The sequence below is a fragment of the Campylobacter concisus genome (genome assembly GCF_002913225.1).
GTDB classification, from domain to species: Bacteria; Campylobacterota; Campylobacteria; order Campylobacterales; family Campylobacteraceae; genus Campylobacter_A; species Campylobacter_A concisus_J.
This window is the reverse complement of the sequence record NZ_PPAW01000023.1, coordinates 1-15,075: the sequence shown is the minus strand read 5'-3', so window position 1 is coordinate 15,075 and position 15,075 is coordinate 1. Positions and strand designations below refer to the sequence as shown.

Annotated in this window: 18 protein-coding genes and 1 other RNA gene; 4 read left to right on the top strand and 15 right to left on the bottom strand. The window is 39.7% G+C overall.

Annotation, left to right across the window (positions count from 1 at the left end; all coding sequences use genetic code 11):
• Window positions 1–77: 77 nt before the first annotated feature.
• From CYP26_RS05325 to CYP26_RS05260, 14 genes are all read right to left on the bottom strand, one after another.
• Window positions 78–1,133 carry a glycoside hydrolase family 3 N-terminal domain-containing protein gene (locus CYP26_RS05325; protein WP_103630659.1) on the bottom strand — a complete coding sequence of 352 codons (1,056 nt, stop codon included), beginning with the start codon at window positions 1,131–1,133 and terminating at the stop codon, window positions 78–80.
• Complete coding sequence (locus CYP26_RS05320) at window positions 1,130–2,020, bottom strand: NAD(P)H-dependent glycerol-3-phosphate dehydrogenase (protein ID WP_103630658.1); 891 nt, start codon at window positions 2,018–2,020, stop codon at window positions 1,130–1,132. Before CYP26_RS05320 ends, CYP26_RS05325 begins: the two co-directional genes overlap by 4 nt.
• Before the next feature lie 12 nt (window positions 2,021–2,032).
• Entirely contained in the window at window positions 2,033–3,454 is a 1,422-nt protein-coding gene (gatB, locus tag CYP26_RS05315) for an Asp-tRNA(Asn)/Glu-tRNA(Gln) amidotransferase subunit GatB (RefSeq protein ID WP_103630657.1), read from the bottom strand.
• A gap of 163 nt (window positions 3,455–3,617) precedes the next feature.
• Window positions 3,618–4,301, bottom strand: coding sequence for a F0F1 ATP synthase subunit A (locus CYP26_RS05310; protein ID WP_002942300.1), 684 nt, complete (start codon window positions 4,299–4,301; stop codon window positions 3,618–3,620).
• Between the two features lie 65 nt (window positions 4,302–4,366).
• Complete coding sequence (locus CYP26_RS05305; protein WP_103630656.1) at window positions 4,367–5,128, bottom strand: TSUP family transporter; 762 nt, start codon at window positions 5,126–5,128, stop codon at window positions 4,367–4,369.
• Between the two features lie 144 nt (window positions 5,129–5,272).
• Window positions 5,273–5,809 carry a superoxide dismutase family protein gene (locus tag CYP26_RS05300; protein WP_002942317.1) on the bottom strand — a complete coding sequence of 179 codons (537 nt, stop codon included), beginning with the start codon at window positions 5,807–5,809 and terminating at the stop codon, window positions 5,273–5,275.
• A 66-nt stretch (window positions 5,810–5,875) separates the two neighbouring features.
• Complete coding sequence (locus CYP26_RS05295; RefSeq protein WP_103630655.1) at window positions 5,876–6,643, bottom strand: TIGR02757 family protein; 768 nt, start codon at window positions 6,641–6,643, stop codon at window positions 5,876–5,878.
• Window positions 6,640–8,511 carry a flagellar hook-associated protein FlgK gene (gene flgK, locus CYP26_RS05290; protein WP_103630654.1) on the bottom strand — a complete coding sequence of 624 codons (1,872 nt, stop codon included), beginning with the start codon at window positions 8,509–8,511 and terminating at the stop codon, window positions 6,640–6,642. The genes CYP26_RS05295 and flgK overlap by 4 nt, the downstream gene beginning before the upstream one ends.
• A 3-nt stretch (window positions 8,512–8,514) precedes the next feature.
• Complete coding sequence (locus tag CYP26_RS05285) at window positions 8,515–8,946, bottom strand: flagellar export chaperone FlgN (protein WP_012001657.1); 432 nt, start codon at window positions 8,944–8,946, stop codon at window positions 8,515–8,517.
• Between the two features lie 16 nt (window positions 8,947–8,962).
• Entirely contained in the window at window positions 8,963–9,166 is a 204-nt protein-coding gene (locus CYP26_RS05280; protein ID WP_035142326.1) for a flagellar biosynthesis anti-sigma factor FlgM, read from the bottom strand.
• Window positions 9,167–9,224: 58 nt separating this feature from the next.
• A complete protein-coding gene (locus CYP26_RS05275; protein WP_103558155.1) occupies window positions 9,225–9,524 on the bottom strand; it encodes a rod-binding protein in 300 nt (99 codons plus the stop codon).
• The gene (locus tag CYP26_RS05270) at window positions 9,524–10,576 is read right to left on the bottom strand and encodes a flagellar basal body P-ring protein FlgI (RefSeq protein WP_009293749.1); all 1,053 of its coding nucleotides are present in this window, start codon (window positions 10,574–10,576) and stop codon (window positions 9,524–9,526) included. Before CYP26_RS05270 ends, CYP26_RS05275 begins: the two co-directional genes overlap by 1 nt.
• Window positions 10,577–10,632: 56 nt before the next feature.
• Window positions 10,633–11,199, bottom strand: coding sequence for a 16S rRNA (guanine(966)-N(2))-methyltransferase RsmD (gene rsmD, locus CYP26_RS05265; protein ID WP_103630653.1), 567 nt, complete (start codon window positions 11,197–11,199; stop codon window positions 10,633–10,635).
• The gene (locus tag CYP26_RS05260; protein WP_012001654.1) at window positions 11,196–11,540 is read right to left on the bottom strand and encodes a hypothetical protein; all 345 of its coding nucleotides are present in this window, start codon (window positions 11,538–11,540) and stop codon (window positions 11,196–11,198) included. The genes rsmD and CYP26_RS05260 overlap by 4 nt, the downstream gene beginning before the upstream one ends.
• 119 nt (window positions 11,541–11,659) lie before the next feature.
• Between CYP26_RS05260 and CYP26_RS05255 the strand changes: the two genes are divergently transcribed.
• From CYP26_RS05255 to CYP26_RS05240, 4 genes are read left to right on the top strand one after another with little or no spacing between them, the layout of a single operon-like run.
• On the top strand, window positions 11,660–12,055 hold the full coding sequence (locus tag CYP26_RS05255; RefSeq protein WP_021089781.1) for a FlaG family protein: 396 nt from the start codon (window positions 11,660–11,662) through the stop codon (window positions 12,053–12,055).
• 2 nt (window positions 12,056–12,057) lie between these two features.
• Complete coding sequence (gene fliD / locus CYP26_RS05250) at window positions 12,058–13,818, top strand: flagellar filament capping protein FliD (RefSeq protein WP_103630652.1); 1,761 nt, start codon at window positions 12,058–12,060, stop codon at window positions 13,816–13,818.
• Between the two features lie 9 nt (window positions 13,819–13,827).
• Window positions 13,828–14,199: a flagellar export chaperone FliS gene (gene fliS, locus CYP26_RS05245; protein ID WP_035143745.1), complete on the top strand. Its 372-nt coding sequence runs from the start codon at window positions 13,828–13,830 to the stop codon at window positions 14,197–14,199.
• Window positions 14,192–14,419 (top strand): hypothetical protein, encoded by a 228-nt coding sequence (locus CYP26_RS05240; RefSeq protein WP_103630651.1) that lies wholly within the window; start codon window positions 14,192–14,194, stop codon window positions 14,417–14,419. The genes fliS and CYP26_RS05240 overlap by 8 nt, the downstream gene beginning before the upstream one ends.
• 101 nt (window positions 14,420–14,520) lie before the next feature.
• On the opposite strand, the gene rnpB is transcribed toward CYP26_RS05240, so the two are convergent.
• Window positions 14,521–14,847, bottom strand: an RNA gene (rnpB, locus tag CYP26_RS05235) — RNase P RNA component class A.
• Window positions 14,848–15,075: the final 228 nt, after the last annotated feature.

Below are 15,075 nucleotides of genomic sequence, written 5' to 3'. Positions count from 1 at the left end.
TATAACCATTTTATACTTTTATCCAGAGAGAAATGAACTTAGCAGAAATTTAATACTCTAAATTTATATTTTCAAATTTACAGCTTCGCTTTTAGAGCCATTATTCTCTTATATGAAGCGTCTATCCGCTCTTTGCTGATCTTTTTCTCATTTACGGCGTCAATTATGATTTGAGTGATTAGATCGGCCGTTCTTTGGTTATTTATCTTAAACTCGCTAAAGAGCAAAATATCGCCACCAGCGTTTATAAATTTCACCACTTTTTGTGCTAAAGCTTCGTCACCAACGCCTTTCATCAGCATATCATCGCTGATAACCACACCATTAAATTTAAGCTCATTGCGAAGCAGATCGGTTATTATTTTTTTAGAAAGTGTGGCTGGATTATCCTCGTCGATGCCCTTTACAAAAAGGTGTCCGACCATGATGATCTGCGCTCTACCAGTGCTTATAGCGTCTTTGTATGGTAGTAGCGCGTCTTTACTTAGCGTGACCTCGCTCTTATTTTTATGTGAGTCCTCCTTTGAGCTACCATGCCCTGGGAAGTGCTTAAGTGTCGTTAGGATGCCCTGCTCTTTAAATGCGTCCATAAAAGCATCGGCATAGATCACAACCTTGCTCGCATACTCGCTAAACGCCCTTTGCTTAGCAGCGATGATCGGCGAGTTTTCATCGTGTAGATCGACAACTGGAGCGAAATTTAAATTTATGCCGCACTCCTTTAAATTTATAGCCATTTTTGAGTAGAGATCGTATGCGCTTTTGATATCAAGCGTGCTTGCGACCTCGTATGCGCTAGGATATGGACCGTCAAAGCTCTTGTCCTTCATGCGGCTTACATTACCGCCCTCTTCGTCAATGGCGATAAAAATTTTAGGACTTTTCTCTTTGATCGCCTTTATACTAGCTTTTAGCTGGGCTTTGTTGGTGACATTTCTGCCAAGTAGCATCACACCGCCAAATCTCTCGTATCCAGCGTCGCTTAACATCGCGCGAAACGCAGCGTCTTTTGTGCTAGCTCCGTTAAAGCCAACCATTATCATCTGCGAGACCTTGGCTCTTAGGCTCACCTCAGCGCCGTTTAACCCCAAAGCAAAAATAGCCATAAAAAGTATAAATTTAAAAGCTCTCATCTTCTTCCCAAAAGCGATTTTACGCTCTCAAAAACGTCTTTACCATTTAGCATATTTTCAACCTCACTGGCTATGGGCACATATATGCCCTTTTCTTTAGCGATCTTGCTAATAGCCCTTGCAGTATCGACGCCCTCTGCCACCTCGCCAAGCTCATTTAAAATTTTCTCTAGTCTCTCGTGCCTTGCGATACCAAGACCTACGCGGTAGTTGCGTGAAAGTATCGATGAAGCGGTCAAGAAAAGATCTCCTGCGCCGCTAAGCCCCATAAATGTCTCATCTTTTGCACCAAAAAATTTGCCAAATCTAGCCATCTCGACAAGCCCACGTGAAATGAGGCTCGCCCTTGCGTTGTTGCCAAGACCAAGTCCGTCGCAGATACCACCAGCTATGGCGATCACGTTTTTATAAGCTCCGCACACCTCAGCGCCGATCACATCATCAGAAGTGTAGGCTTTCATATAGCTTGGGAAAAATGAGGCAAATTTTAAAGCTAAATTTTGATTTTTAGAATTTACCACCAAGGCGCAAGGCAGCTTTTGCATGATCTCTTTTGCAAAGGTCGGCCCTGAGAGAAAGGCCAAATTTTCTCTATCAACAAAGTCTTCATAAATTTCATTTAGAAATTTGAGATTTGCCGTGTCTATGCCCTTGCTGGCGACTAGGATCTTTTGATCTTTGTTTTTGTAGTTTTGCTTTAGCCATAAATTTGTAGCTTGCGTTGGGATCGTGCAGACTAGATATTCGCACTCCAAAGCTTCATCCAAGCTTACAAAATTTGGCATCTCTCTTGGCGTTCTTGAGCTGATGACGCACTCGTTATTTTCACTAAATGCGTGAAAAAGCGCACTGCCCCACTTACCAGCTCCGATGACTGCTATGCTCATTTTAGCCCTTTTTTAGCCTATTTTGGCCTTTAAAAGCTCATTGACCTTGCCTGGGTTAAAGGCACCCTTACCCTCTTTCATTACCTGACCGACAAAGAAGCCAAACATCTTATCTTTGCCATTTTTATACTCTTCGACTTTGTCGGCGTTCGCAGCTAAAATTTGATCTATGATCGCGATGATCGCTGAGTCGTCGCTCACTTGTTTTAAGCCAAGCTTTTCGATGACGCTATCAACGTCTGCGTCATGCTCCATTAGATAGTCTAGCACCTCTTTTGCAGCCTTGCCGCTTATCGTGCCATCTTCTATGCGTTTTAGTAAATTTATCATCTTAGCGCTGCTAACTGGGCTTGTCTCGATCGTCATGCCGTTATTTAAACGACCAAGAAGCTCGACTATGAGCCATGTAGTAGCAAGCTTTGGCTGAATTCCAGCGGCGATCAGCTCTTCAAAATATCTAGCCATCTCAACGCTTTGAGTTAAATTTAGCGCATCACTCTCTTTTACTCCTAGCTCACTAACATATCTTGCAACCTTTTGCTCGGCAAGCTCTGGAATTTTGATCGCTTCGTTATACATCTCTCCTGACACCTCAACAGGCAGCAAGTCAGGGTCAGGAAAATACCTATACTCCGCGCTATCCTCTTTGCCACGCATAGATCTTGTTACTAAATTTGTCGTGTCAAACAGCCTCGTCTCTTGATAGACTTCTTCGTCATATTTGCCATCTTCCCAAGCTGCACTTTGGCGCTCTACCTCGTAGTCGATCGCTTTTTGGATAAATTTAAATGAGTTTAGGTTTTTTATCTCAACCCTTGTGTAAAGCTTGGTGTCGCCTTTTGGGCGGATAGAGACGTTTGCGTCGCAGCGAAAGCTACCTTCTTGCATATTTGCGTCGCTGATGTTTAAAAAGCGAAGGATCGAGTGTAGTTTTTTAAGATAAGCCACCGCCTCGTCGCTACTTCTAAGGTCTGGCTCGCTAACTATCTCAAGAAGCGGCGTGCCAGCTCTATTTAGATCGACCAAACTCTCGTTTTCTTCGTGGATATTCTTGCCAGCGTCCTCTTCAAGGTGCGCTCTAGTTACGCCGATACGCTTTTTAGTGCCATTTACGTCGATGATGAGCTCGCCGCCTTCTACGATAGGTATCTCAAACTGTGAAATTTGATATGCCTTTGGAAGGTCTGGATAGAAGTAGTTTTTTCTATTAAAGACTGATTTTTTATTTATCTTAGAGTTTATCGCTGTGCCAAAGCTGATCGCCTTTTTGACAGCCTCTTTGTTTAGCACAGGTAGCGCCCCAGGCAGAGCTAGGCAGGTCGGACAAACGTGGGTATTTGCCTCGTCGCCAAAGCTAGTCGAGCAAGAGCAGAAAATTTTAGTTTTTGTATTAAGCTGAGTATGAACTTCTAAACCGATAACGACTTCAAACATATTTTTACCTTTAAATTTATGCAAATTTTTAGTGCGTATTTTAGCGATACTTTCTTTTAAAATATCTAAAGGGGAGCTTTGGTGATATATTTATATAGGTTAAAAATATTTTTGGAGAATAAATTTAAAAGAGAAAAGCCATATAAAAATATGGCTTTAAATTTTAATGCTCGTGTTCGCTAATAGCGACTGCACCAGCTAGATAAACGTAAGTTAGCATCATGAAGATAAATGTTTGCAAAACAGCCATAAGTGTTAGAAGTGCAAAGGCTGGAAGTGGAGCAAACCAAGGTGCAAGTGTAAGCATCGCAAGCAAGAACAAGTCATCGCCCTTAATGTTACCAAAAAGACGGAAAGATAGCGAAACTACACGTGAAAGATGTGAGATGACTTCGACTGGAAACATAATAGGAGCTAGAAATTTATTTGGCCCCATAAAGTGTCCAAAGTATTTGAAAAAGCCATTTTCTCTAATGCCCTCAAAGTTATAGTAAATAAATACAACCAAAGCCAAAACTAGGGTTAAATTTAAGCTTGAGCTTGGTGACTCAAAGCCAGGGATGATGCCGATGACGTTTGAGAAAAATACGATAAAGCCGATAGTTGCGACAAGTGGGAGGTATTTTCTAGCTAGCTTTTCGCTGCCTAAAGTATCTTTACCCATAGAGATAACGCCCTCCAAATAAGCCTCAACTATGTTTTGAAGGCCTCTTGGCACAAGTTGCATTTTACTCCTTGCAATGTAAGCAACGATGAGGATGATCAAAGCTACAAGGCAAAAGTGAAACGCATAGACAAAGGCATGTGAATGGTTTAGCAAATTTGAGAATAGAAACAAATCTTTCATTGATTTACCTTAGATTTAGAATTTTGCGTGATTGTAACAAAATTATTGTTAAAACATTTTTAATTTTAAGCTTTGAAGTAGTCAAAAAGTAGTTTGCAAATGGTCGCTGCGACAACTATCAAAAACATCGTTCTAATAAATTTAACCTCTTTTTTGATGACTAAATTTGAGCCAAAATATGCTCCTAAAATTTGCCCCACAGCCATCAAAAAGCCAACTAGCCAAAGTATCTGCCCGCCGGCTATAAAAACGCCAAGTGCTACGATGTTGCTGGTGAAATTTAAAGCCTTTGTGTGAGCGACCGCCTTTTTTAAATTTAGCCCAATTAAAGCCACCATCGCAAACATCCAAAACGAGCCTGCTCCTGGGCCAAAAAAGCCATCATAAAAGCCAAGAATTAGTCCAAAAACGACATAAAAAAGCCTCTCATTCATCTTTGCAGCCCTGTCGCTCTCGCCTATTTTTGGCATAAAAAGCGTGTAGATGAAGATGGCGATTAGCAAAAATGGGATGATTATTTTTAAGAAATTTGCATTTAAAAATAAGATGAGCGTTGCGCCGATGATGGCTCCAATAAATGTAAAAACTATGCCAACAAAGCACTCTTTATAGTCAATCAGCCCTTTTTTAGTGAAATTTAGCGTTGCCGTGAAGCTGCCAAAGACGCCTTGAAGCTTGTTTGTGCCAAGGGCAAGATGAGGTGGCACGCCCATAGCCATGATAGCTGGCAGAGTGATCAGTCCGCCGCCTCCTGCGATCGCATCGATAAAACCACCCAAAAATGCAGCCACAAAAAAGACGACGTAGCTAAGTAGGTCAAATTCCATTTTTACTCTTTGTAAATTTAAGTTAAAAAGCGGATTGTAGTTTAAAGTTTTGAAATTTCATCTTAGAAATGGGAGTTAAATTTGAGCGAGAAATTTTAAAAAGCCTTTAAACATTAAATTTAAAGGCTTTTTGTGGGGGCTTTATTACTTAATAACGCCGCAAAGCATTCTAGCGCCGCCGCCGCCAAGTGCTTTTGGTTGGTCACTGTGGTTATCGCCACCGACGTGAACCATTAGCGAGTGACCTTTTAGCTCGTCAAGATTTTTTATCTTTGGAGCTAGAACTGGGTAGTTTGCATTGCCTTCGGCATCTACGTAAAGTGCTGGTAGATCGCCTTTGTGACCCTTATCGTCCCATGCGAATGAGTGCATCTTTGTTTCAGCTGGATCCCAGTGACCGCCCGCTTTCATACCAAGACCTTTCTCAGTCGCTCCACAATCAGCATTTTGGTGAACGTGAAAGCCGTGAAGTCCTGCAGGAAGACCTTTTAAATTTGGAAAAAACGCAACGCCGTAGTTTGTCTTAACAGCTACTACTTCGCCAACACTCTTATCGCCCTTTTCGCTTAGCTCATTAACTGGGATCACAAGATGCTCTCCAGCTTTTGGATCAAAGTGATGACCCTCGTGAGCAAAAAGCAAAGTTCCTAGAACTGCACTTAGTAAAACGATTTTTTTCATACAAGCTCCTTATGGATAAAATTGTAGGTGAAGTCTATCTAAAATTTAAAAATTTAGCAATAATTTTTATTTTTTGAGATTTTTTACGATAGTTTCTAGCTCTTTGCTCTGCCCTATCCTGTAAAGCGCAAAGTCGTATTTTATCGGGTCAAGCTTGTCAAATTCTCTAAGTTTTTTTGTAAGATCCATGACCGCTTTGAAGTCGTAGCTCTTTCTATTTATAAGCCCTAAATTTAATGAAACCCTATGCGTATGCACATCAAGTGGCATCAAAAGCCTATCTTTTGGCAAATTTTTAAATAATCCAAGGTCGATGTCGCTATCTCGCACCATCCAGCGAAGATACATGTTATAGCGTTTATATGGGCTTTGAGGCTCTTTACTAAAGCTCTTACCAAAGAAAAATTCATATCCGTCTGAGCGGTAAGGATTTAGCCCATATATAAATTTAATAAGCTCATTTACTGCTTCTATCATCTCACCATTTTTTGCTTGACCTTGGCGCAAAATTTCCTCTATGCTGCCCTCTTTTTTCAGGCGTGAAAGTGTGATGAAAATTTCTTTTACGTCGTTTTCATTTTGAAAGCGGTATTTAAAATTTGATAAATTTTTCTTGATATTTTTCTCACTCTCATCAAGCAAGCTAAAATCAAGCGAATTTAGAAATTTTACTATCATTTTTGCGTTGCCATAGGCAAATAACGCGCAAATGAGTGCTATATTTGGTTCTTTAAATTTAGTAGCTACTTGAAGTGGATCTGGGGCGTCAAATAGCCCCGAATTTGTATTTTTACTAAGTACGTGCGAGTCTAAAAGACTCTTTAGTTCGCTCATTGTTTTAGTGAAAGAAGGGTATCAAGCATCTGATCAACTGTCGTGATGATCTTTGCAGCTGCACCGTAGCTTGCTTGAAAGCGGATTAAGTTTGTAAGCTCTTCGTTGGTATCTACACCGCTTGTTGATTGAAATTCCTCTTCAGCAGTCCTTTGTAAAGATGTATTTGTGTCGTGGATAGTGTTGTTCGCCTCGGTATCGCTCGCCATATCGGTCGTAAAATAACGATAATATCCCTCAATCGTCTCATCTCTGTCAAGCGCAGTGCCACTTGAGTAAAATGTCTGCTTTTGGTACTGAAGCTGAATCATCTTGTTTGCAACTTCGTTGTTTCCGACAACTGGCTTTGAGTAGGCACGAAGCTTTGTGTGATCCTGAGTGAAATTTTGATTGATGCCTATTGTGTTTGAGTTTGTGCCAGAAAAAAATCTATTGATGCCAACAACGCCTGGGAAATTTGTACCATGATCGACTATTGATATACTATAAAGCCCTTGAGCTTGCTTTGGTATGAGCGCAAATGTGCCTTGATGCGTATTTTTATCATAAAAATACGACGCTTCAAAGAAGTCATCGACGTCATTTAACATGTTGTTGTCGTTATTATCGTCTGAATTTGAGTTAAAATCCTGCACAACAGAGTTGCCGTATTTTGTATCATTCATCGTCGTAGTGCCGTTTATCTCGATAGTCTTTTTAGCTACGACATTGCCTTTGTTGTCATAAACTATGGCTTCAAAGCTGCCATTTCTTATGCTGTTGTCATGGTTCATCAGCGTCTTTTCGTTTTCTAGATAGCTGATCGGATCTGAGTTTGAAATTTCAACAGCAGACTCGGCATAGACGTTGTTTGTGCTAGTTATTAAAGTTTTTGAAAATGTATTTAGATTGTCGATATATTTTTGGATGATACCATCGCTAAATTTATCATTATCTGGCTCGTAGTTGCGGCCTCTAAGATCAAGCGCAGCGCCTATCTTGCCATTTGTGATCTTCTCCTCCATAGGGATGCGTCTGCCATCTTCTCTTTCATAATAAATTTTTGTGTATTGCCCACTCTCGGTTGAGCTCATAGAAATTTCATGAAAATTTACGCCATCAACGATGCTCACACCGCCGATATTTAGGTTGTAGTATCTTCCTTGATCGCTTATGCCTGTATCTATCCTTGACTCGCTTTTTAGATCGCTTTTATAAACAGCTGTATTTACTAGCTTTGACATAGCAAGCTCTAGCTCATCGCGCTTGTCGCGAAGGTCGTTTGCATTTATCTTGATGCCAGCGTCTGCGCCTGATTCAACTCTTTGAATTTGCTTATTGATATTTGCTATTTGCTTGCCAAGTGAGTTTATCTCGTTTATATTTATCTTTATAGTCTCATCTATCTGAGTATGCATATCATAAAGCATCTTTGATGAGCGGTTGATGCTAGCTGTTAAAACGCTAGCTTTATTTATCAAATTTACCTTTTGAGCGCCCTCGTCTGGGTTCGAAGCAAAGTTGTTCCACGCAGCAAAATACTCCTGTATATCTTTTACCATGCCGTTATCTTTTAGATCTGGAAAGTATTTTGTCGCCTCTTGTAAAATTCTCTGTTTATAGCCTGTATTTTCTAAATTTGATGATGAATATTTTAGTCTTGAATAGGCAAACTCATCGTGAAGCCTTGTCACGGTATCTACTTGCGTACCTGTGCCAACGCCGCCAGGGACTGTGTTCATCGCTGGAGACGCAGACTGCACTACACGCTGCCTTGTGTAGTAGTTGCTATCGGCGTTTGTGATGTTGTTTCCAGTTGTGCTTATTTGCACTTGGGCTGCATTTAGCCCTGAAACGCCTGTGCCTAATGACATAAAGATATTAGCCATTTTTTAAACCCTTGATTTGTAAAAATTATTATCTGTGCCGCTGCCGTCTTGGCCGTATTCATTAGTCTGAGTGCCAAAGACTTTTTTGCTAAGCGAGTCGAAAAACTCCTTAACAACAACGACGTGTCTTGCATATTCTTTATTTACTTTATGCAAAATTTCAAGCTTTGAACGCATAAGCACTAGCTTTGACTTCACTTCATCATCTAAAACGTTTGCAAGTGTCGTAGTGCCACTCTCTTTTGAAACTCTTAGTAGCTCTTTATCCAAAGCTCTTTTGGTATCTTCAAAAGCGCGCACGAGAGCATTTTTCTTCTTCACACTCTCATCAACGCTTGAGTGCTTCGCCTCTTTTATATTGGCGATATCTTGCATCGTTAAATTTATAAGCTCATCTAGCTCGCCTATGGCCTCGTCCAAAAGCTTCTTTATCATTTAAATTCCTTTAAATTTATAGCAACGCATCAGCCACAGCTTTTGCTGTTTTAGAGATATCTACCTGATAGGTGCCATTTGCTATTGCATCAGCTATCTCTTTTACTCTTGCGTTTTCGTTTGTTTTTACTTCTTTGTTTTCATTTTCAACTCTAGCATCGCTATTTTTATTTAGCGTATTTGCCTGGTAGTTTGGTCTTTGGTTCAAAGGAGTTATCATATCCATACCTCTTAAAATAAAATGTTTATATCACTACATCGGCAAAATATAAATTTACTTAAGAGTCTCTCTTCAAAAAATCGTATAAAAGTTCTGAAAAACCTAAATTTCCACTCAAAGCTTTGCTCATAGCGTCGTTATACATAGACCTGTAAATGTCGCTGCCAGCGGCTTTTGGATAGAGTGAGTTATGCTCATCTTCTTTTAAAGCGATATCAAGAACAGCTTTTACCATAAATGCTTCAAAAGCATCAGTTTGCTCTTTCAAAAGTGCATCTTGTTTGGCATTTGCATTTTTTATCTTGTTTGCTGAGATGTCACTATATGAATTTAGTGCTAGGGTGTTGTCTATTTGCATTATATTATCTCCAGATCGACTTGTATCGCGCCAACTCGTTTTAAATTTTCAAGTATCGAGATGATGTCACTTGGTGTTGCTCCAAGTTTGTTTAGCGCTCTTGTCACGTTTGCAACGGTTGTTTTTTCGCCTGAAATTTTAAGTAAATTTTGACTAGGAGCCACCGAGGTGTCGCTACCTATATTTACATCATTTTGCGCCGCCTCTTCGTAGCTGTTTGGCTCTATCTTTATAGTTATAGCGCCGTGAGTTATCACGACTGGGCTAACCACCGCGTTTATACCGCTAACTATCGTGCCAGTTCTCTCATCGACTACGATCTTCTCATCTGGCTTATACTCCACATCAAGATCAAGCACAGCGCTTGCAAGCTCGATGATGCTAACATCATCTGGCTTTTTAACGATAACCGTTCTTGGATCGATCGCCTTTGCAGTATCGTCTGAAATGTTTGCATTTATGGCGTTTTGGATATCAAGAGCGGTTTTAAAATTTGTATCTTTTAGGCTTAGTTTTATGCTATCTTGGTTGTATATATCGTAAGTGACCTCGCGCTCCACAAGGGCGCCATTTAAGATAGTGCCAACTGTTGGGTGATTACCACCACTTCTTCCTGCACTCTTGCCACCGATACTTAGAGGTCCTTGAGCCAAAGCGTAGATATCGCCATCAACGCCTTTTAGTGGGGTCATAAGAAGTGTGCCACCTTGCAAGCTTTTTGCATCGCCGATAGATGAGATCTCGATATCAAGCTTGTCGCCATGTCTTGCAAATGCAGGCAATTTTGCTGTCACCATAACAGCGGCTGCGTTTTTAGACTTGATATCATCTGGATTTATCTTGACATTTACGCCTTGAAGCATGTTTGATAGCGACTGGATCGTAAATTTTGACGTTGAGCCGTCCCCTGTGCCGTTTAGTCCGACGACTAAACCATAGCCTATTAGCTGGTTATCCCTTACGCCAACGATGTTTGCAAGCTCTTTTATCTGCGTAGCAAAGGCTGAAGTAGCTATCACCGAAGCTGCTACAAAAGATAAAATTTTTTTCATATTTTTTCCTAAAATTTAGCTATTTTAGGTTTTTAAAGCAAAAGATGTTCCAAATTTTACTGAAAATAAGAGAGAGAAGTGGCTCCAAATTTTTTAAATTTAACAAGCTTATATGTAGAAATTTCATCATTAAATTTAAAGTCGCTGTTATGCTCAAAAACTATCATATAAATTTTCTCTTTTTTTAGCTGCGAGATCAAATTTACAAGTTTTTCGTAGATATCATCAAAGCCAGTCCTTATGTCAAATGGTGGATCAAGATAGAGCAAAACCTTGCCACTTTGCGAATTTATAAGATCAGGCAAAAGTGCAAAGCTGTCGCCATTTATCGCTTTTAAATTTGGACTTTGCAGGCTTGCAAGGTTACTTTGCGTGATCTTAAAAGCAGCTCTATCTTTTTCGATAGCGATAGCCTCGCGCGCTCCGTTACTAACAGCCTCGCTTGCCATCACGCCGCTTCCGCCAAAGCCCTCTATAAATGTAAGTGAGTACATTTCATCTCTAATGACGTTAAAAAAGGACTCTTTTACGATGCTTTTTGTGCTTCTAGTCGTGCTTAGACTTGGTAGCTCTAGCCTTTTGCCTTTAAATTTACCACTTGAAATTTTGGTGCAAAGCTTCACTGATTTGCCCTTAAAATTTCAAGCAGATCAGCTTTAAATTTATCTATTAAGAGTGATACTTTTTGCTCCAAACTCTTTTCATTTACTATCTGATCTGGCTCTTTTGCCTTTGAAATTTGCGTGGCTGAGTAAAACTCCTCGAGCGTATCAAGAAGAGTGGCTCTTGTGAATGGATGAGAAAGATGAGCGTTCTTACCTATTATAAATAGCGGTTTTTTTGTGACGATCTCGCGGTCACTTACTACAAAATCACAATCCTTATGATGAGCGGCTAAATTTCCACAAAAAAGCAGCAAGGTCTTTTGCAGCAAAATGCAGTCGCATTCAAATGAAATTTTCATATCCCGTCCTATAAATTTTGCTCGATTTTAACCTAAATAATCAAAAATTTATATAAATACTAAAGGAATTTAAAATTTTACCGATGTAGGAGCTAGCGTAAGTTTTAAGGAGTAAAACTATGGAAATTTTCAAAGCAGCAGCAAATCAAACACTTGATGCAAACATGAGCACGTCAGCTCAGCGTCAAATTGACAGCAGACCTATCGAGCACTCTGATGTCAAAGTAAATGCCGATAAAAACGGCAAATCAAAGGATGCTAACGAGCTTGACGGACTTAGCAACGAGGATCTTGCTAGAAAAACAAGAGAGGTCACTGATAGGCTAAACTATCAGATGCAACAGCTCGATACTAATGTAAGATTTGCTTACAACGAGAAGCTAAATTTAATGGTAGTGCAAGTAAAAGACGCCAAAACAGGCGAAGAGATAACACAGCTTCCGAGCAAAGAAGCTATAAAAATCAGCGAGTATTTCAAAGAAAGTATCGGAATACTTTTTGACAAGGAGAGTTAAAAATGGCAGTAGGTAACGTAACAAATTTAGGCATCGGTACAAAAAATAGCGGCCTAAACGATGAGCTTATCAAGAAACTAAAAGAGGCTGATGAGGCTGGACAGATCAAACCACTTACAACAAGACTAGAGAAAAATGAGCTTAAGCAAAAGGATCTTGCGGCTCTAAAAACTCTTGTTAGCAACGTAAATGTTAGTGGCAAAACACTTGGCGGCGAGGCACTTTATCTAAAAAGAAATACTAATAACGCCGGTAAAAGCGTCACAGCTTCAGCGGCAAACGGCGTTAGCGTGCAAAGCTTTAGTATCGACGTGCAAAAACTTGCTCAAAAAGATACATTTCAAAGCAAAAATTTCAAAAAAGCTTCAGAGATAGTGGGCGCAACAAGCACTGGCTCATTTGATGTTGAGATCGACGGACAAAAATTCTCTATCGGCGTGACAAGATCAACAACATATCAAGATATCGTTGATAAGATAAATGACGTAAGTGGCGGCAAGTTGCAAGCTAGAATTTTAAATGTTGGTGGCGACAAACCAAATCAAATAATGCTTCAATCAGGCAAAACTGGTGCGACACAGACTATCAAAATTTCAAACGATACATCTGGCATTTTAGACAAGCTTGGCTGGGATGATACGCAGTTTCAAGACACAGATGAGAATGGCGTACTATTAACAAATCCTGATGGTTCACCAAAGATGACATCAAATTTGGAAAAAAATAGAATTCAAAAAGCACAAGATGCAGAATTTACATATAATGGCGTAAATGTTAAAAGGGATAAAAATACATTTGATAATCTAAGACCAGGTGTTACTATAACACTAAATGAGGTTGGTAAAACAAATGTTAGCATTTCACAAAATACAGACGAAGTCATAAAAGCGGTTGAAGAGTTTATAAAAGACTACAACTTAATGACCATGAACCTTGGCATCGCGACAAGCTATGATGAGAAAGAAGGCGCCGGCACCTTCCAAGGCGTGAGCGAAATTTCAGGCCTTAGATCAAACATCGGCCGTCTAGTAAATGGTCAAGATAGCGAAGGCAAAGCGCTAAGTAAATTTGGCATAACGCCTGATAAAGATGGTCAGCTTCAGCTTGATCTAAATAAATTTAACGCTGCTCTTAGCAAAGATCCTGAGGAAATTCAGAGATTTTTCATGGGGTCAAACAAGACTGAGCCGATAACTCACATGGGAAATGCTCCAGTTAGCGCCGGAGCTCTAAACATAGCAGCCGGCGATCTTACGATAAATGGCAAGTCGGTTATTTTCTCAACCGCAGCTGGCTCATCAGCTGAGGACAACGCTCTAAAACTTCAACAAGCTATAAATGACGCTGGAATAGATGGTGTCACAGCTAGCCTTGATCAAAGTGGCAAGAGAATAATCCTAAAGAGAAATGATGGCCAAAGTTTAGAGATAAAAGGCAATAGCACAGCCCTTGCAAGCCTGGGAATGAGCGAAGCAACTGTAAATCCAATAACTAAAAAGACAGATGGTCTATTTACAAGACTTAACAAAATGCTTGATGGTGTCGTTGGCAAAGATGGTACAATGATTGCTATGCAAAATCAGCTAAGAGATGAAAACAAATCAATTGCAGACAACAAAGAGGCTACACAAAAGCTTTTAGACGAGAAATATACAACGATGCAAGAGCGCTTCATCAAGTATAACTCTATCATCGCAAGTTTAGAAAATCAGTTCTCAACTCTAAAATCAATGATAGATGCTGAGATAAACAGTAGAAAATAAGAGAGAAAAATGAATCAAAGCGCATATAGTGCATACGCACAGTCGAGTTTCGGGGGCATCGAGTCCCCGACTAAATTAATAGAAATGCTTTATGATGGAATTTTGAAATTTATATTTCGCACCAAAAAAGCGATCGAAGCTGGAGATATAGAGAAAAAGGTCTATTATATAAACAGAGCAAACGCTATCTTTGTCGAGCTTTTAAACTCGCTTGATTATTCTCAAGGCGACGTGGCTCACTACCTTAGCGGCCTTTATACAAGGCAGATGCAGCTTCTTGCTATGGCAAATATCCAAAATGATATAGCAGCGCTAAATGAAGTAACAAATGTCGTAAAGCAGTTATCAGAAGCATGGAGGGAGGTAACATCAGGTGAATAGCTGGATCAATGAATTTAAGCTAGCGTTAATAAACGAAGATACAAGAAAGCTAGCTGTTTTATCACAAAATTTCAACGAAGATATGTTTAAAAGCTTAGCTGCAGCTGAAGAGGCAAAGGCCTTGATAGGCGGCGCGATAGAGCTTTTTAAAGCTAAATCTTCACACATCCAAAACGAGCTTACAAAACTACAAAAAGCTCAAAAATACGTAAAAAACTAATCTAAACTCAAACTTTCAAGGCACGGCATATTTGCCGGTTTTGTCTTGAAAATCTTTTAAATTTACTAACTGCTTGCTACTTGAAATTTACTCTAAATTTAAGCGAAGGCACGGCGTTAAGCCGAGTTCTGTCTTGAGCGATCATTTATCTACGCTTACTTTTACAAACAAGCTCTAGCGAAGGGTTTTAATATAAGACCAAAACCATCCCTTCTTACTGCAAGTTGGGTTTATATGGCCACGCAAGTTACCAAGCGTACCGGTGGGCTCTTACCCCGCCGTTTCACCTTTACCGCCAAGGCGGAAGTTTGCTTTCTGTTACACTATCCCTTAGGTTTCCCTAGCCATCCGTTAGATGGAACTTTGTCTTATCGCAGCTCGGACTTTCCTCTTTTGCAAGATGCAAAAGCGACCGCTTACCGTGCCAGAGCGTGATTATATTTAAAAATATATAAATTTACCCTGCGACCAAATTTTTCATTAAATTTTGCAAATTTATCTAAGAAATTTTTTTGATTTTTGAGCATAAATTTTGTCACAACTTGGTATGAAATTAATTTTTTTATTTAATCTTTTTAAAATTTCTTTACAAAAACAAGAACAAAACGCTCCAAATTTTACTTTTTTGTTATTTTGCTTTGAACCTTAAACCAATC